The following is a 20,218-nucleotide window of genomic DNA, read 5'->3' as shown; positions in this document are numbered from 1 at the left end:
CGGGCATTCCCTGAGGAGTTCACCGTGAGCCAGCACGTCATACCGGGAACGGCGGCCGAAGCGCCGGCCCCGGTCGTCGCCGGAGTCGCCGTACGGGCTAAGCCCGGCACCCGCGAACGGCTCATCGGCGCGGCGGAGAAGAGCTGGCGTCCCGTGGCCCTCCTGGTGGCCCTCCTGGCCGCCTGGTGGGCGATCGCTGCGGCCGAACTGGTCGAGGCGTATCTCGTGCCCTCGCCCGGCGCGACGCTCGACGTGCTGACGCAGAAGACGGGTTACCTCACGCAGCACAGCTGGGTGACCACCTACGAGACGCTGCTGGGCTTCGTGATCGCGGTCGCGATCGGCGTGCTCGCCGCCGTGGTGATGGTCTACTCCTCGACGGTCGAGAAGACGCTCTATCCGGTCCTGCTCTTCGCCCAGGTCGTACCCAAGATCGCCATCGCCCCGCTGTTCGTCGTGTGGCTCGGATTCGGTATCGCGCCGAAGATCCTCATCGCCGTACTGATCGCCTTCTTCCCCGTCGTGATCTCCATGGTCGCCGGTCTCAAAGCCGTCGATCCGGAGACGCTCCAGCTCTCGGCGACCATGGGCGCGAGCCCGTGGCAGACCTTCGTCAAGATCCGGTTTCCCGCCTCGCTTCCCCACCTCTTCTCCGGGCTCAAGGTGGCCGTCACGCTCGCGGTCACCGGTGCGGTCGTCGGGGAGTTCGTCGGTGCCAACGAGGGGCTCGGCTATGTGATCCTCCAGGCCAACGGGAACCTCGACACCCCCATGCTTTTCGCGGGGCTGCTTGTCATGTCAATGATCGGCGTCGTTCTCTTCGTACTTGTCGAGATCGCCGAGAAGCTGCTGCTCCCGTGGCACGCGAGCCGCAGGGACGCGTCCGTCACCACCACGTACTGAGAGGGTCGGCCCCATGCACGCGCGCAGACTTCTGATCGGACTCCTACCGCTGGCCCTGATCGCCACGGCCGCCTGCGGCGGGGACGGAGCCGCGACCAGCACGAGCGACTCGGGCAAGAAGCTCGACAAGGTCACGCTGACGCTCAACTGGTATCCGTACGGCGAACACGCGCCGTTCTACTACGGCAAGCAGAAGAAGATCTTCGAGAAGCACGGCATCGACCTGACGATCAGGGCCGGGCAGGGATCGCAGAAGACCGTCCAGGCGGCGGCCGCGGGCCAGACCGACTTCGGCTGGGCCGACACACCCGCGCTGCTCGCCGGAGTCGACCAGGGGGTGAAGGTCAAGAGCCTCGGCGTCTTTCTCCAGACCACTCCGGCGTCAGTGCAGTTCTTCGACGCGCAGGGCATCACGAAGCCCGCTGACCTCAAGGGCAGGTCCATCGCGGGTACGGCGGGTGACGCGCTCTCCAAGACCTTCCCGATCTTCCTGAAGAAGAACGGCCTGAAGGAGTCCGACGTACAGGTCCAGAACACCGACCCGGCCGGCAAGATCGCCGCAGTCATCTCCGGGAAGACCGACGCGCTGCTCGGCTACGCGAGCGACCAGGGGCCGACCATGCGGAACAAGGCGAAGAAGGACGTCGGTTACCTTCGCTTCTCCGAACACGGCCTCAACTTCTACTCCAACGGTCTGATCGCCGGGCCGAAGAGCCTGGCCGGCGAGGCCAAGGCGGACATCGCCAAGCGCATGGTGCGGGCCGTCAGCGAAGCCTGGGCGGCGGCCGCGAAGGCACCCGGGCCCGCCGTCGCCTCGATGAACGGCGCATCGGAACAACTCCCGCCCGGGGAAGTGCTGTCGGAGCAGTTCAAGACGACGCTGTCGCTGCTGCACACCGACGCGACGGCGGGCAAGGAGCCCGGCGTCAACACCGAGGCCGACTGGAAGCAGACGATCGACGTCTTCGCCGAGGCCGGGATGGTCAGGAGCCCGAAGGCCGTCTCGGAGTACTGGGACGCCGGTACGGCGCTGAAGGGATGACGATGGCCAGGGACGCAACGCTCCGCGCCACGGCGGCGGTCGCCCTCGATGACGTCGCCGTCCGCTTCCGTACGAAGAACCGAGACGTCACCGCGCTGCGTGATGTCTCGCTCGATGTCGCGACCGGCGAGTTCGTGGCGATCGTCGGCCCTTCCGGCTGCGGCAAATCGACGCTCCTCAAACTGGTCGCGGGCCTGCTTGAGCCGTCCTCGGGCCAGGTCCGGCTCCGCGACGAACAGGTGAACGGGCCCCGCCACGACATCGGTTACGTCTTCCAGCGCGCCGCACTCCTGGAGTGGCGCTCGGCGCGCCGCAACATTCTCCTCCAGGCCGAGATGCGCAGGATGCCCGCCGGGCGGGCTCGCGAGCGCGCCGCCGAACTGATCGCGATGACCGGGCTCGGCGGTTTCGAGGACGCCTACCCGCACGAACTGTCCGGCGGCATGCAGCAACGGGTCGCGCTGTGCCGGGCGTTGCTGCACGCCCCGCCCGTCCTGCTCATGGACGAGCCGTTCGGCGCGCTCGACGCGCTGACCCGCGAGCAGATGAACATGGAGCTCAACCGCATCTGGCGGGAGACCGGCACCACTGTCCTGCTCGTCACCCACTCCATCTCCGAAGCGGTGTACCTCGCTGACCGGGTGGTGGTGATGAGCCCGCGGCCCGGCACGATCACGGAGATCGTGGAGGTGGGGATGGGCGCGGAGCGGGACTACGCCCGGATTATGGGGCGACCGGAGTTCAGGGACGCGACGGCGCACATCCGCGGGCTGCTGGGGACGGCCGCCGCGGGCGACTGACCCGGCGGGGCGCCTCGGCCCTGTCGGCACGGGCTGCCGACAGGCGCCTCCGTCCGGCCCTCGGGCGACCGTCACTCAGGCCAGCTGGAAGGAGTCCGCCAGCGCGTCCATCTGGGCGGCGAGCAGCGTCGCGCCGTCATGCCCCATGCCCGTGAACTGGCCCGCGACTTCGAGGCTGACGGCTCCGTGCACCTGGGCCCACGCGAGTACGGCGCCCGCCAGGGCCGGTCCGGCGTCGCCGTCCCTGGCCTCCTCGGGAAACTCCACGTACTCCGCCACCCAGCCGGCGACCGTCGCGTCCGACTCCGCCCAGTCGGTCATCTGCCGTACGACCGGCTCCACGGACGCGCCCGCGCGCGTTCCCGCGAACACGCGCAGGAACGGGCCGAGAACGGCCCGCGCGCGGTCGAGCGTGTCCGCCGGGGCGACGTACCCGGGAACGGGCGCGCCCTGGATCAGCAGGTAGCGGTGCGGCTGCGCGATCGCCCAGGCGCGGTAGCCGCGCGCGAGGACGTGCAGTTGTGCGCGGGGGCCCTCGTCGGCGGCTTCCGCGGAAGCCGCTCCCACGGCTGCGGCGGCGTCGTCGTACGCGTCCCTGATGAGAGCGTTCAGCAGATCGTCGCGGCTCGCGAAGTAGCGGTAGAGCGCCGGGCCTGACAGGCCCATCTCCTTGGCGATCCGGGTGAGGGCGAGCGCCGCGGCGCCGCCTTCGGCGAGCTGCCGAAGGGCTGCCTCCTTGATCTCCGCACGAGTCTGCTCCCGGTAGCGGGCCCGGGGCCCTTGCGGGGCTCGGGTGGCGGCCATGACCGGCCCCTTTCGTTAGGGAAGATCGCATTCGTTACGGACCATAACACGGGCTATTGCTATAGAGACTCGCGAGAGTTACTGTCCATAACAGTTGCAAGAAGCGCTAACGCAGCCCTACCGCACCGCATGAGAGGCAGACAGACCATGACGACAAACGGACGCGAACTCCAGGTGGTCCTCGGCGCCGGTCCTGCCGGCACCGCACTCGCGCAGGAGCTGGCGCGCCGCGGCCATCGTGTGCGTCTCGTGAACCGCCGGGGTGAAGGCCGTTCCCTGTCAGGCGTCGAACGGCGCGCCGCCGACATCACCACGCACGAAAGCGCACGAGCCGCCGTCGAAGGCGCCGCCGTCGTCTATCACTGCGTCAACGTCGGCTATCACCTCCAGGTCGAGGTCATGCCGGGGATCACGACAGCGGTCCTCGCCGCGACGGAGGAGGTGGGGGCGCGTCTGGTCGTGCTCGACACCCTCTATCCGTACGGCGAGACGCACGGCGGCGTCATGACCGAGGACTCGCCCTGGAACGCCACCTCCGCCAAGGGCCGCATGCGCGCCGACCTCGACGCCCGTTACCTGGCGGCCCACCGCGAGGGCCGCGTCCGGGTCGCGCTGGGCAGGTCGGCCGATTTCGTCGGTCCCGGCGTCCTCAACTCCACACTGGGCGGCGCCGTCTTCCCCGGCGCGCTCACCGGGGGAGAGGTGCCGGGCCTCGGTGACATCGGCCTCCCGCACAGCTACACGTACATAGGGGACGTGGCCGCCGGCCTCGCCGCACTCGGCGAGCACCCGGACAGCGACGGCCGCGTCTGGCACCTGCCCACCGCCCCCGCCGTGTCGACGCGCGAGATCTTCACGATGATCGAGGAGCGGACCGGCAGGCCGCTGAACGTCGTTGTCGTCGACGAGCCGCGCCCGTTCGGCCCGTTCGACGCGGTGTTCATGGACGCGTACGCCGAGATGTTCTACCAGCACACCGAGGCACAGATCATGGACTCGACGGCCATCGAGAAGGCGTACGGCCTGACACCGAACCCGCTCGCCGCCACCATCGACGAGACCATCGCCTGGTACCGCCAACTGCTCTCCGGGCACTGAGGAAACCCAGGACACCGACCGCCGCCGGCCCCGGACGCGCACGGCGCCCGGCCCCGGAAGCCCACCAGCGCCCGGGGCCGCCGCGCGTCCTCAGTACCGCAGCCGCGACAGATACGTGTAGCTGTTCAGCGCCGTCGCGAAGGGATCGGCCGGTGCGTCGTGCTCCACCAGCCACTGCTTCACACCACCCCGCCGCGCCACGTCGAACATCGCCGGGAAGTCGAGCACCCCGGAGCCCACGTCGGCGAAGTCCCCGTCAGGGGCCATGTCCTTGACGTGCAGCGCGGGGAAGCGTCGCGGATGCCTTGCGAACAGCCGCGCCGGATCCGCACCCCCCTTGGCTGCCCAGTACACATCCAGCTCGAAGCCCACCAGCTCGGGATCGGTCTCGTTGAGGAGGATGTCGTAGAGGTTCTCGCCCTCGATGGCCACGTGGTCGCTGCCGTGGTTGTGGAAGAGCAGCTTCAGGTCCTTCTCGCGCGCCACGAGCCCCGCCTTGTTGAACTGCCGCGCCGCTTCCCGGAACCCGGCCGGGCTGTGCATCGACCCCGGGAGGCTCGGCACGACGATCCACTTCCCGCCGAGCGTCACCACGTCGTCGACGGCCTGTCGCAGTCCGCTGCCCGAGACGACGGTGTACGCGACGTGTTCGAGCACGGCCCTGAGCCGCGTCTCGTCGAGCATCCGCCGGATGTCCACCGCACTGTTGCCGTGCCTGCCGCTGACCCCGACCGTCGCGTAACCCATCTCCGCGAGGCGTGCGAGCGTCCCTTGGAAGTCGTTAGCCAGGGGCGTGCGCATCGTGTAGAGGTGCATGCCGATCCCGGACGGCGGGATGCGCCGCCGCCCCGCCGCGTCCGTGGCCTGCGCGGTCGTGCCACTGACCGCCGTCCCGACCGCCGCCGCGATCCCGGCGACCGTACCGAGGAACGCGCGTCGCGTGCCGCTGTTCATGCTCCCGGTCATGTGCAACCACCTCAACTCACGTCGATCCGGACGGCGCCGGAGGTCGTGTCACCCTTGTCGTCGGTGACGGTCAGATGCGCGGTGTACGTGCCCTTCCTGGCGTACGTGTGCTCGGCCGCCGGCCCCTCCGTTCCCGGCGCCGGCTTCACGTTGTCGCCGAAGTCCCAGTGGTACGAAGCGATGGTGCGACCGGACAGCGGCTTGACCTCGCCGGTCAGCTCGACCCTGAGCGGCGCGGAACCGCCGGCCGGAGCAGCGGTCACGGAGACCCGCGTGCCCGGCTTCTTCTCGACCCCACGGCCGTTGAAGTGCAGCCAGTCGACGGCGAAGAGGTCCGGCTTGTCCGCCGACCACTGCGGGTTGGTGAACACGGCGTACAGCTTCACCGTCCGGTCCAGGACGGGCAGTCCGACCGTCGGCGAGACCACATTGCCCCACCCGCCCGTGTCCGGGACGCTCACCTTGGCGAGCAGCGGACCGGTCGGCGAACCCGTGCGGAACTCGATGTCGCCCCCGATGCCGCCGGAGGCCGCGCCGACCGTCACCGAGTCGATGCCCCTGAGGTGCACCGGATCGAACGAGATCCAGTCGCCGTCCTCGATCTCCGTCAGCCGCTTCCCGCCCGACGCGTCGGCACGGCTCGCGACGACCGCGCCGTCGTGCGCGCCGCCCGTCGTCGTGAAGTGCTCGGCCTCGCGAAGCGCCGGGCGCAGCGTCAGGGACGCGGATCCGGTGAGAGCGGGGACACCGCCGGGGCCGCCCTTGTCCTCGTACTGCGCGGTGATTCCGTAGTACAGGTTCTGGCCGGGACCGTGGCTTTCTCCGGCATCGGTCACGATCTCGCCGGTGCAGCCCGTGTAGTTGTCCAGCGGGTGGAGATGGCTGTCGTGGCCGAGCTGGGACTGGACGACGACCCGCGAGCAGTCGATGCGCCGCCCGTCCTCACGGTCCTTCACCTTGACGGTGAAGGGGATCGTGTCGCCGAAGCTGAACATGCCGCCGTCCGGCGGCCGCTGGATCGCCACCTCGGGTCGGCTGTTCCCCACGGTGATCTCCTGCACCGCCAGCCCCGTCAGGCCCTTGGGCGCGCCGACCGTGAGGCGGGCGGTGAAGCGGCCCTTCGCCTCGTAGGTGTGGGTGGGGTTAGCCTCCGTCGAATCCGTCGTTCCGTTCCCGTCGAAGTCCCAGGCGTACGTCACCGGCGTGCCGTCCGGCAGTCCGGAACCCGCACTGGAGAACGCCACGGTCAGCGGTGCCGGGCCACTGTCCGGGCTCGCGGTCACCTTGGCGGCGGGCAGCCGGCCGTCGGCGACGTAGTCGATGCGGTAGATCCCCGCGCCCTCGTTGCTGCCACCGCGGCCCGTGCCGCTGCCGAGGCCGAAGTCGATGACGTACATCGCGCCGTCGGGCCCGAAGTCGGCGTCGAAGGGCTGGTTCCACCTCATGTCACCGAAGACGGGGTTGATCGAGTGGAGATCACCGGCCTTGGCGGGTGCGAAGCGCGGATCGGCGAAAGTCTGGTCCTTCTCCTGGATCGAGAAGGCCTTGAACCACTGGCGCGTCAGCTCGTAGGTGAACCACTTCCCCTCGAAGTACTCGGGGAACTTCGTCGGGTAGGTATTGGCCTCGTCGTAGTCGTACACCGGCCCGCTCATCGGCCCGCCGCCCCCGGTGCCCAGCTCGGGGAACTCGGGTGACGCGGAGTACGCGTACCAGATCGAGGCGGGCTGGGCGGGCGGCAGTTCACGCAGCCCGGTGCTGTTCGGCGAGTCGTTGACCAGCGACGCGCAGTCGAACTTCGCGCCCGGCGTCTTCGCCGCGAAGTCGTAGTCGTTGAAGGGAGTGTTGTCACCGATGCAGTAAGGCCAGCCGAAGTTGCCCGCCTTGGTGATGCGCGTGTACTCCACGGTCCCCTCGGGGCCCCGGTCGGGCTTCGCCTGGCGGGCGTCCGGCCCGTAGTCGGCGACCATCAGCGCGCCGCTCTGCGGATCGGTCGTGATCCGGAAGGGGTTGCGCATGCCCATCGCGTAGATCTCGGCCCGCGTCCTGTCGGTCCCCGGCGCGAAGAGATTCCCGGCGGGGACGGTGTACGTACCGTCGTCCTGCGGGGTGATGCGCAGTACCTTGCCGCGCAGGTCGTTCGTGTTGCCCGAGGTGCCCTGCGCGTCCCAGGCGCGGCGTCCCTCGCGCTCGTCGATCGGCGCGAAGCCGTCGGACGCGAACGGGTCGGTGTTGTCGCCGGTCGCGACGTACAGGCTGCCCTTCTTGTCGAAGGCGACCGACCCGGCCATGTGGGAGTTGGCCCGGCCCTCACCGCGCAGGGTGGGGATGGTCAGGAGCCGCTTCTCGGAGGCGGGGTCGACCGTGGTGCCGCCGCCCGTGCCGCTCACGGTGAACCGCGACAGGTTGAGCCGCTTCTCGGTCTTGTCGGAGTGCAGCAGATACAGCCACTTGTTCTGCGCGAAGCCCGGGTCGAGCGCGAGCCCGAGCAGGCCGTCGGACTGGCTGGTCATCTCCGGCGTGTAGGCGAAGTCCAGTGCCGTCGTGACCTTGAGGGTCGCCTGGTCGATGACCTTCAGCTTGCCGGTGCGCTGGATGAAGAAGACCCGGCGGTCGGGCGCGACCGCCAACTCGAACGGATCGGCGAGATCGCTCGTCGCCAGGGGAGTGCGCTGGAACGCGCCCGTCTTCGTCGCCGTGCAGTCGCCCGGCTTGTTGCCCGCGGCCCACTGGATGCCGCCGAGGATGTGCTGGAGGAAGTTCTCCTCCTGGAACGCCGACTTGGCGTGGCCGCCCGCGGTGAACCAGGACCGCCCGCCGTCGTAGTTCTGGCACCAGGACCACGGGTGGTCGACGCCTTCGTCCAGACCGGTGACGCCGTCGCGCACTTTGATCTGCGCGAGAGTGTGCACCTTGCCGGTCGGACTGGTGCGCCAGTTGTACCACTCCTCCGTACGCTCCCAGAGCTCCGGCAGCCCCTTCGTGGAGGGATGCGCCTGGTCGAGGACCTTCACCCTGCCCGTCTGTACGGCGGGGTGCTGATCGAAGATGGCGCCGACCAGACCCTCGTACCAGCCCCAGTCGCGCTCGCTGGCCGACGCGGCGTGCAGGCCCACCCAGCCGCCGCCGGCGCGTACGAACTTCTGGAGGGCCGCCCGCTGCTCGGCGTTCAGCAGATCACCCTTCTCCGGGGTGGAGTTGGTGTTGTTGAAGACGATCGCCTGGAAGCGGGCGAGATTGGCGTCGGTGAAGGCGGCGGCGTCATCGGTGGCCTCGACCTCGAAACCGTTCTCGCTGCCGAGCTTCTTGATCGCTTCGATCCCCGCCGGAATCGAGTCATGGGCGAAATTCGTGACTTTGGAGAAGACAAGAACACGGAAGGGCGCCGCCTCGGCGAGGGGAGGCGAGGCCACCCCGAGTCCGAGCAGCAGCGCCAGCAGGGTTCCGACGACGGTGAAAGGCAGAAGGAGTCTTCGCGCGGGGTGACTCATGGGCGCTCCCGGGGCTGGTGAGGCGGCTGCGGGCGTAGAAAGCGCTTTCTGGAGGGCGTCGCTCAGAGTAGGTTCCCGCCACAAGGGGGTCAATGGGTCGACAGAGGTCTGGTGTGAGCCGCTCCCCCCTGGGGAGAGTCAGCCCCAATAGCCCGAGCACGGACATCAGCAGACACCCAGGAGGCGTGCCCGATGAGCACCGCACACCGCACGGGAACGGCGACCGCAGGCGACGGCGCGCAGATCGCCGCGTACACCTGGCTGCCCCAGAACGGGCGGCCCCGCGCCCTCGTCCAGATCGCCCACGGCGCGGCCGAACACGCCCTGCGCTACGACCGCTTCGCCCAGCACCTGGTCTCCCACGGCTACGGCGTGATCGCCTCCGACCACCGAGGCCACGGCGCGACCGCCGTCGGCACCGGCGGCTACGGCGTGGCCGGCGAGGACAGCTGGCGGGCGACCGTCGACGACCTCAAGGCGGTCGGCGACCAGGCCCGGGCCCTGCACCCCGGCGTGCCGGTCGTACTGCTCGGCCACAGCCTCGGCTCGATGCTGGCCCGTGACTACGCCCAGGAGTACCCGGACGGCCTGGCCGGGCTCATCCTTTCCGGCACCTTCCGTACGCTCCCGGGAGCCGAGCTGCAGGAATCGATGGCCGACCTGGAGGCGGAGATCGCGGAGCGCGGCCGTACGGCCCCTTCCTCGTACATCCCCGCCCTCTTCTCCTCCTTCAACGACGCGTACGAGCACCGCACGGGATTCGAGTGGCTCTCGCGCGACGAGGCGGAGGTCGACGCGTACGCGGCTGACGAGCGCTGCGGTTTCGCCTTCAGCGCGGGTCTCGCGCTGGACTGGGTGCACGCGGTCCGCAAGATCAACGACCCGCGCAATCTCGCCCGCATCCCCGCCGATCTGCCCGTCCACATCGCCGTCGGTACGGAAGACCCGTGCAACCAGCGGATGACCCTCGTCTACGAACTCCTGGAAGACTTCCGCTACCTCGGCACCGAGGACCTCACCTGGAAGGGCTACCGGGGCGCCCGCCACGAGATCCTCAACGAGACCAACCGGGACGAGGTCCAGGACGACCTGACCGCCTGGCTCGACAAGCGTGTGTAAATGCGGTTCGTGACCACCGGCCCAAGTGCGGTATTGTTCTCAAGCGCGTTCAGCCAGGGGAAACCCCAGGCCAGACGGGCACCGGGACGTGGCGCAGCTTGGTAGCGCACTTGACTGGGGGTCAAGGGGTCGCAGGTTCAAATCCTGTCGTCCCGACTCGAAAGAGTCGCAGGTCAGGGCCAGTATCAGAGGAATCTGAAACTGGCCCTGACTCGTTTTCTGAAGCGGTTGGTTGCGAGGAGCGCCGACGGGGCTCGGATGACGGGTCGATGTACATGTGGAGTTCACCGTACGAACCTGAAGCGGCAACCGGGTCCTCCGCCACGGTCGGCACAGTGTGCCCACCCACCCGATTCGATCATCAGTGCCGCAGCCCGTGTCGTGGCCGGCCCGCTGTCAGGAGCCCGTCGCCGCGATGGACAAGCCACTGCCCGCAATCGCCGTCACCGACACCGCCGCCGGCAGTCCCGACGGGGCCGTGCGGGCCGAGCGGGCCAGGAATCCGTGGTGGGACAACGCCCGGTTCGTCTCCGCCACACTGATCGTGGTTCTGCACACCGTGGGCAGCATCATGACCAGGGAAGAGGTACTGCACTCCTTCCACATCGCCGCCTGGGCCTTCCGGGTGCCGGCCTTCGTCATGCTGGCCGGTGTTTTCAGCAGCGCGGGTCCGCTCGGCCCGCGCCCCCTGCGCTCCCTGCTGCAGAGCATCGTGCTGCCCGCCCTGGTGTTCAGCCTGCTCTTCTCGCTGGAGAGCCGCTGGCTGGGCGCCGAGTTCACCGTGCATGTCGTCCAGCTGCCGTGGACCCTGTGGTTCCTGATGTCCCTCTTCTTCTGGCGGCTGCTGCTGCCCCTGGTGGTGCAGCTGCGTCACCCGCTGCTCGTCACCACGGGCGTCGCCCTCGCGGTGGGATACGTCGACGAGTTCGGGATGGCCTTCTCCGCCAGCCGGACCCTTGTCTACCTGCCGTTGTTCTACCTCGGCTGGCGGATCGGCCAGGGCTATTTGCACACCTGGTTCACCAGCCGCTGGAGCCTGCCCGTGGCGGTCGCCGGGATCCTGGCCTCCTGCGTCGTGGGATGGCTGTGGCACCGGGACATCAAGGGCAACTGGCTGTCGATGCGCCACCCCTACTCCGTCGCCGATCCGCTGAGCCTGGAATGGGCCTGGGTCACCCGGCTGCTGGTGCTGGCGTCGGCCGCGGCCCTGGTGCTCTGTCTGCTCCGGCTGATGCCCCGGCGGCGACTGCCGCTCATCTCCACGGTGGGCGCGGGCGGCTTCACCGTCTATCTGCTGCATCCGCTGGTCATCATGCCCGTCCGGGAGCAGGGCTGGATCTCCCGGGTGAACACCCCTGCCGAGATCGTCGCTCTGGTGCTGTGCGCGGTCCTGCTGACGATGGTGCTCGGCTCTCCGCCGGTCCGCCGCCTGGTCCGGCCACTGACCCGGCCGTCCATCGGCTGGCTGTTCGCCCCTGGCCCGCCGGGCCGGCAGCGGGCGTACCCGGAGATGTCCACGGCGCCGGTCCTCCCGACGACGCGGCGGCCCGCGACGAGCGCCCGGAAGTAGTCCGCTATTCGGCCGCGACAGGAACGCTGTCCGTACTCGCGCCCGCCTTGGTGTGCACCGGCAGGTGGTAGACGGCGAAGGCGCGGTCGAGCACCGGCTGGGCGACATTGCGCACCCGCACGCCGCCGCTGGTCATCCCGTGCTCGGTGCCCAGGTGCGCATGGCCGTGGATCGCGAGATCGGCCCCGGAGCGGTCCATCGCCTCGGCCAGCAGGTAGCTGCCCAGGAAGGGAAAGATCTCCGGCGGCTCACCCGCCAGCGTGTCCGGCACCGGTGCGAAGTGCGTCAAGGCGATGCGTACGGCGCAACCGCGCTCCCTCAGCTCGTCCAGGGAATGCCGCAGGCTCTCCGCGCACCGCCGGCTGTACCGGATGAACTCCTTCATCTCCGGTTCGCCGAACTCGCCGCCGCTGCGGCCGGCGAACCCACCGCCGAAGCCCTTGGTCCCGGCGACACCGACCCGCACCCCGCCGATGTCCAGCACAGTTCCCCGGCCCTCCAGAACGCTCACGCCCGCCTCGCCGAGCACGGCTGTCACCTCGGCCTGCTGATCACTGTGGTAGTCGTGATTTCCCAGAACGGCCACCACCGGGACGCCGAGCCCGGTCACCTCCTGGGCGACCACCCGCGCCTCCTCGGCCGTGCCGTGCCGCGTCAGGTCCCCCGCGAGCAGCAGGACGTCCGCCGCGTCCCCGATGGTCTCGAACGCGGGCCTCAGCACCCCCGCACTGTCCAGTCCCAGATGAATGTCGCCGACGGCCGCGATCCGGATCACGCGAGCTCCTCAGGGTGGTCGGGGGCGGTCGCGGAGACCACGATCAGGTCCTCACGCAGCGGGAGACCGGCCAGCTCGTCCTCGGCGATACGCAGGATCTCGTCCCGGCAGGCGGCGCTGGAGACCGTGCCGGCGATCAGGACGCTGTTTCCGCGCAGCTCGATCCGTACGCCCATCTCGGCGTAGTCCCCACCGGCCAGCCGTTCCTGCAGATGGGCGATGCGGTACTCGGCGGCGGATGAGTCGTTCACGGCCCGGCCTCCCGTGGCTCGATGACGTCCAGACGCTCGAGAAGGTAGAGAAACGCGTCGGGCATGGGCGAGTCCTGATGCTCACGGCGCAGGCGCGTCCAGTCGATCCTTTCCCGCAGGGCCCGTGCGATGGGAAGTACGGCCCCGAAGTCGCAGTGGTGCTCGGAGAAGGCGTGCAATTGGCTGCCCATGAGGTCGGTGGGTGACAGTACGGGCATGTGAACCGAGTCCACGGGAAGTGTCTGCGCCCGGCTCAGCAACTCCCTGGTCACCGGCTGCCGGGCCAGTTCGAAGATCAGGTCGATCTCCTCGCCGTGACTCCGCGCCTTGACCAGCCAGTCCTCCGGCGGGACGTGCACCTCGATCCCGGCAGCCTCCAGGGCCTCCGTCACGGCCTCGGCGTCCTCGCGCAGGATGCAGAAGTCGGCGTCGTGCTGGAAGCTGGCCGGCACGCCGTGGGCGTACGCCGCCACGCTCCCGACCAGCGCGAACGGGTATCCGGCGCTCTTGAGCCTGGACGCCACATGCTTGGTGGCCTCCAGGATGGCCTGGGTGCGGTCCGGCGGCAGGGGTCGGGAACTGCCGTGCGTGGCGCCGGACAGTGGCCCTACGGGCCCGCTGTTCACAGCTCTCCCCGCCGTCAGCCGCAGCCCGGCCGACTCGGTCCGGCCGGCGGGCTGTGAGGCGTCCTTCGGGTAACCGTGCACGGGTGCACCTTCCTCGTCGCCTTGTCCGGCCTCATCCGGGCCCGGCACTGGTGACGGTGAAGATCGCGCCGTCCGGGTCGCGCAGCGTCGTCTCCATTCCGTAGACGGTGGGGCCGTGCCCGAGCGCGGTGCCGCCGTGACGGAGCGCCGTCGCGACGGTCGCTTCGACGTCCGGCACGGGGAAGTGCGCGTGCCACCGCGGCTGGATCAGGGGATCGGGCGCTGTGTCGACGGCACCGGAGCTCAGCCGCGCCAGGGTCTGCCCGTCCTGGAGCAGTACGACCTCGTCCTCCTGGTACTCGACCTCGCAGCAGCCGGGGCGGCCGGAGGCCCATTCGAGGACCTGCCCGTAGAAGATCGCCGCGTCGAACGCGTCCCGGGTCCGCAGACGCAGCCACACGGGTGCGTTCTTGCGCCACACGTGCCAGTCGGAGAAGAGCTGCCCTTCCCAGATGCCGAAGACGGCCCCGTCCCGGTCCGCCGCGATGGCGCCGCGGCCGGTGGCGAACCGGAGCGGCCCCACGGCGACGGTGGCGCTCCGCTCCCTGATCCGGCTCGCGGTGTCATCCACACTGGCGACGGCGAAATAGGGCGTCCAGGTGACGGGCGCCCGCAGAGCGGTGTCGAGGGCGCCGATTCCGGCGACGGGTTCGCCGTCGAGCAGGGCGATGCTGAAACCGCGGCCGAGACCGGCCCGGCGGAATTCCCAGCCCAGCACCGCGCCGTAGAAGGCCTGGGCAGGCTCCAGGTCTCGTGCCATCAGGGTGATCCAGCACGGGGCGCCGAAGATCTCGTGGCTCGAAGTTCTACCGGTGGCCGTCTTTTCCATTTCCATCGCACGTGTCCTGGTCGAATGGGGGCATGTGAGGCCAGTTTCGTAATCCATCCTGCCCCCGGGGGGCCGTGCTGGCGAACCCGCGCAAGCACCTGGAGCAGGTTGTCGATCATGAAATTGTGCGTCCGTTCCCATGCCCTGTGGGTACGCGGAACTGCGTTTGCGGACGGAAGGCACCGGACGCAGGGTGGGCGGTGGCCGCTCATCGCTGGGCAGCGGCAACCACTGAATCACGTGCGAAGGAGTAACAAATGCCCGAGGGTTCGAGCTCCAAGCGGGAACGTCAGTACGAGCACATCAAGGAGAGCGCCGAAGAGCGCGGCGCGGGCACCAAGCGGGCCAAGGAAATGGCCGCGCGGACCGTCAACAAGGAGCGGGCGCGCTCCGGTGAGTCCAGGACCGCGAGCAGGAGCTCGACGCAGGGCAAGTCGCCCTCGCAGCGCGGCGGGGAGCGTTCCCGGAGCGGGGCGGAGGGGCAGACCTACGACCAGCTGTACGCCGAGGCGCGGCGCCGCAACGTCCAGGGCCGTTCGTCGATGAACAAGTCCGAACTCCAGCGTTCCCTCGGCAAGTCCTGACCGGCGCGCCCCTCAGTCGCGAGGCTCCAGAGGCCGGGTGGCGGGGCCGTGCAGCACCGCACCGTCCGTCCCGAAGCGCGAGCCGTGGCAAGGACACTCCCAGACCTTCTCGGCGTCGTTGAACTGCACCAGGCAGCCCAGATGCGTGCAGCGGGCCGAAACGATGCGGGCCTCGCCGGATTCGTCGCGGTACACCGCACAGCGGTGGCCTTCCAGGCGGACGACCGCGCCGCTGCCCGGCGGGACCTCGTCCACCGAGTCGACGTGACCCGTGTGCCGGCGGTCGCCCACGAAGTGCCGGGCGACGGCCCTCTGGAACTTCGCCAGCTCCGCCGTCTCCCTCACCTGGGGCAGGCGCCGCGGGTCGTACAGATCCGTCCACGCGGGGCGGGGTCCGCCCGCGATGTGTGCGGCGAGCAGGCGGCCGGCCATCACTCCGTTGCTCATGCCCCAGCCGCCGAACCCTGTCGCCACGAACACGTGCTGGGTGCCCCCGTGCGCGTGTCCGACGTACGGCAGACGGTCGCTCGAGTCGTTGTCCTGCGCCGCCCAGCGGTATGACAGGTCGGCTCCCGCGAAGCCCGGCAGCCGTTCCCGCGCCCAGCCGTCCAGGCGCGCGAAGCGTTCCCGTACACCGCCGGCGCCCGGCTCGAACGTCTCGCCCGTGACGATGAGCAGCCGCCGTCCGTCGTCGTACGGCGCGCTTCGTACCGAACGGACACGGTCGGCCGGGCTCATGTACATGGCCTGCGGCGCGTCACCGGTAGGCACCGGGGCCGCGATCACCAGCTCCCGCCTCGGCTTCAGACGGGTGAACAGGAGCGTGTGGTCGAAGACCGGGTAATGCGTCGCGATGACGGTGTCGCGCGCCTCGACCGTGAACCCGCTCTCGGTCGACAGCCGGCACCGCGCACCGTCCCGGAGCCCGGTCACGCGGGTGCGCTCATGGATGCGTCCGCCCGCACCGGTGATCCGCTCGGCCAGCGCCAGCAGGAACTTGCGCGGGTGGAATTGCAGCTGCCCCTCCACCCGCACCGCCCCGGCCACCGGGAACGGCAGCTCCGTTCCGCTCACGAAGGAAGCGTCGAGGCCGGCCCGCCGGGCGGCCGCCGCCTCCTCCTTGAGTTCGTCCGCCCGCCCTGGATCCGCCAGGTACGTACAGGCGGCGGCGCGCTCCAGATCGGCGTCGATGCCCAGCTCGTCGCAGAGGGCCGCGGTACGGTCGACCGCGTCCTGCTGCGAGAGCGCGTACAGCCCGGCGTTGTCGGCGCCGTGACTCGCCTCCAGCCGGGCGTACGCCAGACCGTGCAGCGCCGTCAGCTTGGCCGTGGTGCAGCCGGTCACCCCGGCGGCGATCCGGTCCGCCTCCAGGAGTACGACGTCCAGGCCGGCCCGCACCAGCTCCCAGGCGGTGAAGAGGCCGGCGATGCCACCGCCGACGACGGCGACATCCGCGGTCAGGTCGGAAAGCGGGGCCGGATAGCGGGTGCCGGGGGCGGTAACCATCCAGTACGACTCGTCGATGGTCGGACGTTCAGCAGCCATGGCCTTCGGCTTCCCCTTCTGCGTTGCGGATAACGGCGGCGCCACGCCGCGCGCCGCGTGGCGTGGCCTTCGTGCTCGGCGCGGTTCAGCCCTCGACGCCCGTGGACCTGTGCGGTGATCCGACGGGCTGGGACTCCGGCGATCCCCGCTGGCGCGGATGGACGAAGAGGATGGCCATCGCGGCCGCCGCGAGCAGTCCGACCGCCGGTTCCGCAGGGCCGGCGAAGCTCAGGTACGCACCTCAAGCTTCACCTCCTCCAGGCTCGGCGGGCGCAGGGACCGCCCGCTCACCCGCACGACGCATCGCAGCAACCGCCTCCCGCCCTCGGTTCCCGGGAACGGGCCGAAGGAGTCCCCGGAGCCTTCCCGCACGCGTCCCCGGACGCTCCGCATCACCCCCGACATCCACCTGACAGGTGAGGCAAAGGGGAGACCCCTCGCGTTGCGGGACAGCCCGCGGCGCGCCAGTGTCGAAACGACCGAGTCCGAGGAGGACGGCAGCATGCCCATCGCCACGGTGAATCCCGCCACCGGAGAGACGCTCAAGACGTTCGACGCGCTCGGCGCGGAAGAGATCGAGCGGCGCCTGGCCCTCGCCGCGACCACGTTCGCGCAGTACCGCACCACCGGATTCGACCGGCGGGCGGAACTCCTGAACCGCGCGGCGGACCTGCTCGACGAAGACCGGCAGGACATCGCCCGCATCATGACCACCGAGATGGGCAAACCGATCACGGCCGCCCGCGCGGAAGCGGCCAAATGCGCGAAAGCGATGCGCTGGTACGCCGAGAACGCCCGGGAACTCCTCTCCGACGAGTACCCCTCCGCCGCCGACGTGACCGACTCCGGGGCGTCCCGCGCGATCGTCCGCTACCGCCCGCTCGGTGTCGTCCTGGCCGTGATGCCATGGAACTTCCCGCTCTGGCAGGTCGTACGGTTCGCCGCCCCCGCACTCATGGCCGGCAACGTGGGCCTGCTGAAGCACGCGTCGAACGTTCCGCAGACCGCCCTCTACCTGGAGGAGCTCTTCCGCCGCGCCGGCTTCCCCGACGGGTGCTTCCAGACGCTGCTCGTCGGATCCGGAGCGGTCGAGGACATCCTGCGCGATCCCAGGGTGGCCGCCGCGACGCTCACCGGAAGCGAGCCGGCCGGACGCGCCGTCGCCGCCGTAGCGGGTGACGAGGTGAAGCGGACCGTTCTGGAGCTCGGCGGCAGCGACCCCTTCGTGGTCATGCCGTCCGCCGACATCGAGCGGGCCGCCCGGACAGCCGTCACCGCCCGGGTGCAGAACAACGGCCAGTCCTGCATCGCCGCCAAGCGCTTCATCGTCCATACCGACGTCTACGACGCGTTCTGCGAACGCTTCACCGCCGGCATGCGGGCACTGGCCGTCGGTGACCCGATGCAGGACGCCACCGACGTGGGACCGCTGGCGAGTGAACAGGGACGTACCGACCTCGAAGAGCTCGTCGACGACGCCCTGCGCCTCGGCGCCACCGCGCACTGCGGAGCGCAGCGCCCGGAGAAGCAGGACAAGGGGTGGTTCTACGAGCCCACCGTCCTCGCCGGGGTCACCGAGGGCATGCGCATCCACCGGGAGGAGGCCTTCGGCCCCGTGGCCACGGTCTACCGGGTGTCCGGCCTCGACGAGGCGGTGACCCTAGCCAACGACTCTCCCTTCGGACTGAGCTCCAACGTCTGGACGCGCGACGAGGCGGAGGTAGAACGGTTCGTGCGTGACCTGGAGGCCGGCGGCGTCTTCGTCAACGGCATGACGGCCTCCCACCCCGCTCTGCCCTTCGGCGGAGTCAAGCGCTCGGGTTACGGCAGGGAACTCTCCGGCCACGGCATCCGCGAGTTCTGCAACATCACCACGGTGTGGCACGCGGCCGAGCCGACCGGCAAGGACTGAGTACTCCGGGAGCGGGCTAGCGTGCCCTTATGCGGAGGACCCTGTACGGCGCCCAGGTCGTGTTGCGCCCGCCCACGGCGGACGACATTCCCGTACTGGCCGGGATCAGAGCCACTCCCGAGGTGCGCGCGATCTGGCGTAGGGGCGAGGACCTGGTGGCGGCGGTCACCGCGGACCTCGCCGCACCGGACGTCACCACCCTGGTGATCGAACACGCCGGGCACACGGCCGGCGCCATCCAGTGGGGCGAAGAGCAGGACCCCGACTACCGCCACGCCAACATCGACATCTACCTCGACCCGGCCGTCCACGGACGCGGCCTGGGCACGGACGCCGTACGCACGCTCGCCCGCCACCTGCTCACCGACCTCGGACACCACCGGATCGTGATCGACCCCGCGGCGGACAACGCCGCCGCCATCCGCTGCTACACGAAGGCCGGCTTCCAGCCTGTCGGCATCATGCGCGCATACGAGCGCGGCCCCGACGGCACCTGGCACGACGGCCTGCTCATGGATTTGCTGGCGGCGGACCTGCCGACGTCGTGACGGTGCCGGTCATGCTTGTCGCAGATTAGGGACGAGCTTTCAGCCGCGCCCCAGAAGGGCGTTCAGCTCGCCGTAGCTCACACCGTCCGCCAGCGCGTTGTACGTACCGCTGGTGAACAGTTCCCGGGCCGAGCGGCGTGCCACGGCATAGGCGGCCTCGGCTACTGCGGACCCGAGGCTGACGCGGGCCACCCCGAGCTCGCCGAACTCGGCCACAGAGGGCGCCCCGGGGCCGGCCAGCACGTTCAGCGGAACGGTCAGCTCGGCGGCCAGCGCCGCAACGGTGCCCGGGTCGGTCACACCGGGGACGAAGACGCCGTCGGCCCCGGCCTCGATGTAGAGCGCTGCCCGGTCCAGCGTCTCCCGCAGACGAGCGGCGGGGTCACCGACCGAGCGGAGGTACGTGTCGATGCGAGCGTTGATGAACAGGGGAACGCCCAGCGCGTCGGCGGCGTCGCGGGCGGCGGCGAGCAACTCGGCCTGTTCCGCCGCAGCGCGCAGCGGGCCGGGTCCGCCGTGGAGCGCGTCCTCGATGTTGACGCCCACGGCTCCCGCGGCCAGTACCCCTTCAATCGTCTTCGCGACGCCGTCCGGGGTGTCCGCGTAACCACCCTCGATGTCGGCGGTGACGGGCACGCCGACCGCCGACGCCACACGGGCCACGAGTTCGAGCCCGGCGCCGGCGCCGAGCCGTCCACCGTCGGCCACACCGAGCCCCCAGGCGACGCCCGCGCTGGTGGTGGCGACCGCGAGCGCACCGGCGTCCTCGACGAGCCGTGCGCTGGCGGCGTCCCATGCGTTGGCGAGGGCAAGGGGGGAAGGGCCTTGGTGAAGGGAACGGAAGGCCTGGGCCTTCGCATGCAGGTGGTCCATGCGGTCCACTCGATCAGCCTGGGGCCCGCGCTGTCTGGCGGTTTCGCGACATGGCCGTCGGCCGGAGGAGCCGGGTTGACTCGCGGGCGGCGGATCCGTAATGTTCTCCGAGCTGTCGCGGAGCCGGAACGGTTCTGCGGCTCCACCCGTCGCGCGAGCGACAACCCCAAACCCAGCACGTTTTCCCGGTCCGGGAGAATTTCGGCATGCCGGAATTCATTCGACAGGCTCGATTATGAGCCGCCCGGGAAATCCGCTAGAGTTTGGGACGTCGGAACGGCCCAACAGCCGGAAAGACAAAGACACACCCCGCCGACGGGGAATCGGACACGAAAGAGTCTGATAGAGTCGGAAACACGAAATACCGAACGAAAGCCCGGAGGAAAGCCCGCGAGGGTGAG

Annotated in this window: 19 protein-coding genes and 1 tRNA gene; 10 read left to right on the top strand and 10 right to left on the bottom strand. The window is 69.9% G+C overall.

Translation table 11 applies throughout. The annotated features are described in order from the left end of the window. Positions 1-24 precede the first annotated feature (24 nt). Genes ACWIHY_RS33515 through ACWIHY_RS33505 form a run of 3 tightly spaced genes read left to right on the top strand, consistent with a single transcriptional unit; the run spans position 25 to position 2,745 of the window. A complete protein-coding gene (locus ACWIHY_RS33515) occupies positions 25-903 on the top strand; it encodes an ABC transporter permease (protein WP_454380095.1) in 879 nt (292 codons plus the stop codon). Positions 904-916: 13 nt separating this feature from the next. Further along, complete coding sequence (locus ACWIHY_RS33510) at positions 917-1,945, top strand: ABC transporter substrate-binding protein (RefSeq protein ID WP_454380093.1); 1,029 nt, start codon at positions 917-919, stop codon at positions 1,943-1,945. Then, on the top strand, positions 1,942-2,745 hold the full coding sequence (locus ACWIHY_RS33505; protein WP_454380091.1) for an ABC transporter ATP-binding protein: 804 nt from the start codon (positions 1,942-1,944) through the stop codon (positions 2,743-2,745). The genes ACWIHY_RS33510 and ACWIHY_RS33505 overlap by 4 nt, the downstream gene beginning before the upstream one ends. 75 nt (positions 2,746-2,820) lie before the next feature. Here ACWIHY_RS33505 and ACWIHY_RS33500 read toward each other — a convergent pair whose 3' ends face one another. After that, entirely contained in the window at positions 2,821-3,549 is a 729-nt protein-coding gene (locus ACWIHY_RS33500) for a TetR/AcrR family transcriptional regulator (protein WP_454380090.1), read from the bottom strand. Positions 3,550-3,696: 147 nt separating this feature from the next. Here ACWIHY_RS33500 and ACWIHY_RS33495 point away from each other — a divergent pair, with 147 nt between their 5' ends. Beyond that, positions 3,697-4,647, top strand: a complete 951-nt coding sequence (locus ACWIHY_RS33495; RefSeq protein WP_454380088.1) for an NAD-dependent epimerase/dehydratase family protein — start codon at positions 3,697-3,699, stop codon at positions 4,645-4,647. A gap of 90 nt (positions 4,648-4,737) precedes the next feature. Here ACWIHY_RS33495 and ACWIHY_RS33490 read toward each other — a convergent pair whose 3' ends face one another. Together ACWIHY_RS33490 and ACWIHY_RS33485 are read right to left on the bottom strand one after the other, a co-directional pair. Next, positions 4,738-5,613 carry a sugar phosphate isomerase/epimerase family protein gene (locus tag ACWIHY_RS33490; protein ID WP_454380086.1) on the bottom strand — a complete coding sequence of 292 codons (876 nt, stop codon included), beginning with the start codon at positions 5,611-5,613 and terminating at the stop codon, positions 4,738-4,740. An 11-nt stretch (positions 5,614-5,624) separates the two neighbouring features. Continuing rightward, positions 5,625-9,104: a ThuA domain-containing protein gene (locus tag ACWIHY_RS33485; RefSeq protein WP_454380084.1), complete on the bottom strand. Its 3,480-nt coding sequence runs from the start codon at positions 9,102-9,104 to the stop codon at positions 5,625-5,627. 192 nt (positions 9,105-9,296) lie between these two features. On the opposite strand from ACWIHY_RS33485, the gene ACWIHY_RS33480 reads away from it, so the two are divergent. The 3 genes from ACWIHY_RS33480 (at position 9,297) to ACWIHY_RS33470 (ending at position 11,793) form a co-directional block, all read left to right on the top strand. Then, positions 9,297-10,223, top strand: coding sequence for an alpha/beta fold hydrolase (locus ACWIHY_RS33480; protein WP_454380082.1), 927 nt, complete (start codon positions 9,297-9,299; stop codon positions 10,221-10,223). 82 nt (positions 10,224-10,305) lie between these two features. Then, positions 10,306-10,379, top strand: a tRNA-Pro gene (locus tag ACWIHY_RS33475). A 259-nt stretch (positions 10,380-10,638) separates the two neighbouring features. Continuing rightward, the gene (locus ACWIHY_RS33470; protein WP_454380081.1) at positions 10,639-11,793 is read left to right on the top strand and encodes an acyltransferase family protein; all 1,155 of its coding nucleotides are present in this window, start codon (positions 10,639-10,641) and stop codon (positions 11,791-11,793) included. A gap of 4 nt (positions 11,794-11,797) precedes the next feature. On the opposite strand, the gene ACWIHY_RS33465 is transcribed toward ACWIHY_RS33470, so the two are convergent. From ACWIHY_RS33465 to ACWIHY_RS33450, 4 genes are all read right to left on the bottom strand, one after another. Beyond that, positions 11,798-12,568, bottom strand: a complete 771-nt coding sequence (locus tag ACWIHY_RS33465; RefSeq protein ID WP_454380079.1) for a metallophosphoesterase family protein — start codon at positions 12,566-12,568, stop codon at positions 11,798-11,800. Beyond that, a complete protein-coding gene (locus ACWIHY_RS33460) occupies positions 12,565-12,819 on the bottom strand; it encodes a hypothetical protein (protein ID WP_454380077.1) in 255 nt (84 codons plus the stop codon). The genes ACWIHY_RS33465 and ACWIHY_RS33460 overlap by 4 nt, the downstream gene beginning before the upstream one ends. After that, positions 12,816-13,445, bottom strand: coding sequence for a nucleotidyltransferase family protein (locus tag ACWIHY_RS33455; RefSeq protein WP_454380141.1), 630 nt, complete (start codon positions 13,443-13,445; stop codon positions 12,816-12,818). Before ACWIHY_RS33455 ends, ACWIHY_RS33460 begins: the two co-directional genes overlap by 4 nt. Before the next feature lie 112 nt (positions 13,446-13,557). Next, positions 13,558-14,361: a VOC family protein gene (locus ACWIHY_RS33450; RefSeq protein WP_454380076.1), complete on the bottom strand. Its 804-nt coding sequence runs from the start codon at positions 14,359-14,361 to the stop codon at positions 13,558-13,560. A gap of 251 nt (positions 14,362-14,612) precedes the next feature. Here ACWIHY_RS33450 and ACWIHY_RS33445 point away from each other — a divergent pair, with 251 nt between their 5' ends. Further along, on the top strand, positions 14,613-14,939 hold the full coding sequence (locus ACWIHY_RS33445) for a plasmid stabilization protein (RefSeq protein WP_454380074.1): 327 nt from the start codon (positions 14,613-14,615) through the stop codon (positions 14,937-14,939). A 12-nt stretch (positions 14,940-14,951) separates the two neighbouring features. Here the strand turns inward: ACWIHY_RS33445 and ACWIHY_RS33440 are convergent, their stop codons facing one another. Further along, positions 14,952-16,484 carry an FAD-dependent oxidoreductase gene (locus ACWIHY_RS33440; protein WP_454380072.1) on the bottom strand — a complete coding sequence of 511 codons (1,533 nt, stop codon included), beginning with the start codon at positions 16,482-16,484 and terminating at the stop codon, positions 14,952-14,954. An 85-nt stretch (positions 16,485-16,569) separates the two neighbouring features. Beyond that, a complete protein-coding gene (locus tag ACWIHY_RS33435; RefSeq protein ID WP_454380140.1) occupies positions 16,570-16,680 on the bottom strand; it encodes a DUF6766 family protein in 111 nt (36 codons plus the stop codon). A 306-nt stretch (positions 16,681-16,986) separates the two neighbouring features. Here ACWIHY_RS33435 and ACWIHY_RS33430 point away from each other — a divergent pair, with 306 nt between their 5' ends. Further along, positions 16,987-18,396 (top strand): NADP-dependent succinic semialdehyde dehydrogenase, encoded by a 1,410-nt coding sequence (locus tag ACWIHY_RS33430; protein ID WP_454380071.1) that lies wholly within the window; start codon positions 16,987-16,989, stop codon positions 18,394-18,396. A 29-nt stretch (positions 18,397-18,425) separates the two neighbouring features. Then, positions 18,426-18,944: a GNAT family N-acetyltransferase gene (locus ACWIHY_RS33425; RefSeq protein WP_454380070.1), complete on the top strand. Its 519-nt coding sequence runs from the start codon at positions 18,426-18,428 to the stop codon at positions 18,942-18,944. 39 nt (positions 18,945-18,983) lie between these two features. Here ACWIHY_RS33425 and ACWIHY_RS33420 read toward each other — a convergent pair whose 3' ends face one another. Next, the gene (locus ACWIHY_RS33420; RefSeq protein WP_454380068.1) at positions 18,984-19,817 is read right to left on the bottom strand and encodes an isocitrate lyase/PEP mutase family protein; all 834 of its coding nucleotides are present in this window, start codon (positions 19,815-19,817) and stop codon (positions 18,984-18,986) included. Between the last annotated feature and the right edge of the window lie 401 nt (positions 19,818-20,218).

The sequence above is a fragment of the Streptomyces sp. NPDC055287 genome (genome assembly GCF_053646035.1).
This window is presented reverse-complemented; position numbering and strand designations above follow the sequence as displayed.

Bases quoted from the DNA above. Each gene is read 5' to 3' on its own strand.
- ACWIHY_RS33500 (WP_454380090.1), bottom strand. From the start codon at position 3,549: ATGGCCGCCACCCGAGCCCCGCAAGGGCCCCGGGCCCGCTACCGGGAG.
- ACWIHY_RS33420 (WP_454380068.1), bottom strand. From the start codon at position 19,817: ATGGACCACCTGCATGCGAAGGCCCAGGCCTTCCGTTCCCTTCACCAA.
- ACWIHY_RS33450 (WP_454380076.1), bottom strand. From the start codon at position 14,361: ATGGAAATGGAAAAGACGGCCACCGGTAGAACTTCGAGCCACGAGATC.
- ACWIHY_RS33505 (WP_454380091.1), top strand. From the start codon at position 1,942: ATGACGATGGCCAGGGACGCAACGCTCCGCGCCACGGCGGCGGTCGCC.
- ACWIHY_RS33440 (WP_454380072.1), bottom strand. From the start codon at position 16,484: ATGGCTGCTGAACGTCCGACCATCGACGAGTCGTACTGGATGGTTACC.
- ACWIHY_RS33485 (WP_454380084.1), bottom strand. From the start codon at position 9,104: ATGAGTCACCCCGCGCGAAGACTCCTTCTGCCTTTCACCGTCGTCGGA.
- ACWIHY_RS33480 (WP_454380082.1), top strand. From the start codon at position 9,297: ATGAGCACCGCACACCGCACGGGAACGGCGACCGCAGGCGACGGCGCG.
- ACWIHY_RS33490 (WP_454380086.1), bottom strand. From the start codon at position 5,613: ATGACCGGGAGCATGAACAGCGGCACGCGACGCGCGTTCCTCGGTACG.
- ACWIHY_RS33425 (WP_454380070.1), top strand. From the start codon at position 18,426: ATGCGGAGGACCCTGTACGGCGCCCAGGTCGTGTTGCGCCCGCCCACG.
- ACWIHY_RS33445 (WP_454380074.1), top strand. From the start codon at position 14,613: ATGCCCGAGGGTTCGAGCTCCAAGCGGGAACGTCAGTACGAGCACATC.
- ACWIHY_RS33430 (WP_454380071.1), top strand. From the start codon at position 16,987: ATGCCCATCGCCACGGTGAATCCCGCCACCGGAGAGACGCTCAAGACG.
- ACWIHY_RS33470 (WP_454380081.1), top strand. From the start codon at position 10,639: ATGGACAAGCCACTGCCCGCAATCGCCGTCACCGACACCGCCGCCGGC.
- ACWIHY_RS33510 (WP_454380093.1), top strand. From the start codon at position 917: ATGCACGCGCGCAGACTTCTGATCGGACTCCTACCGCTGGCCCTGATC.
- ACWIHY_RS33495 (WP_454380088.1), top strand. From the start codon at position 3,697: ATGACGACAAACGGACGCGAACTCCAGGTGGTCCTCGGCGCCGGTCCT.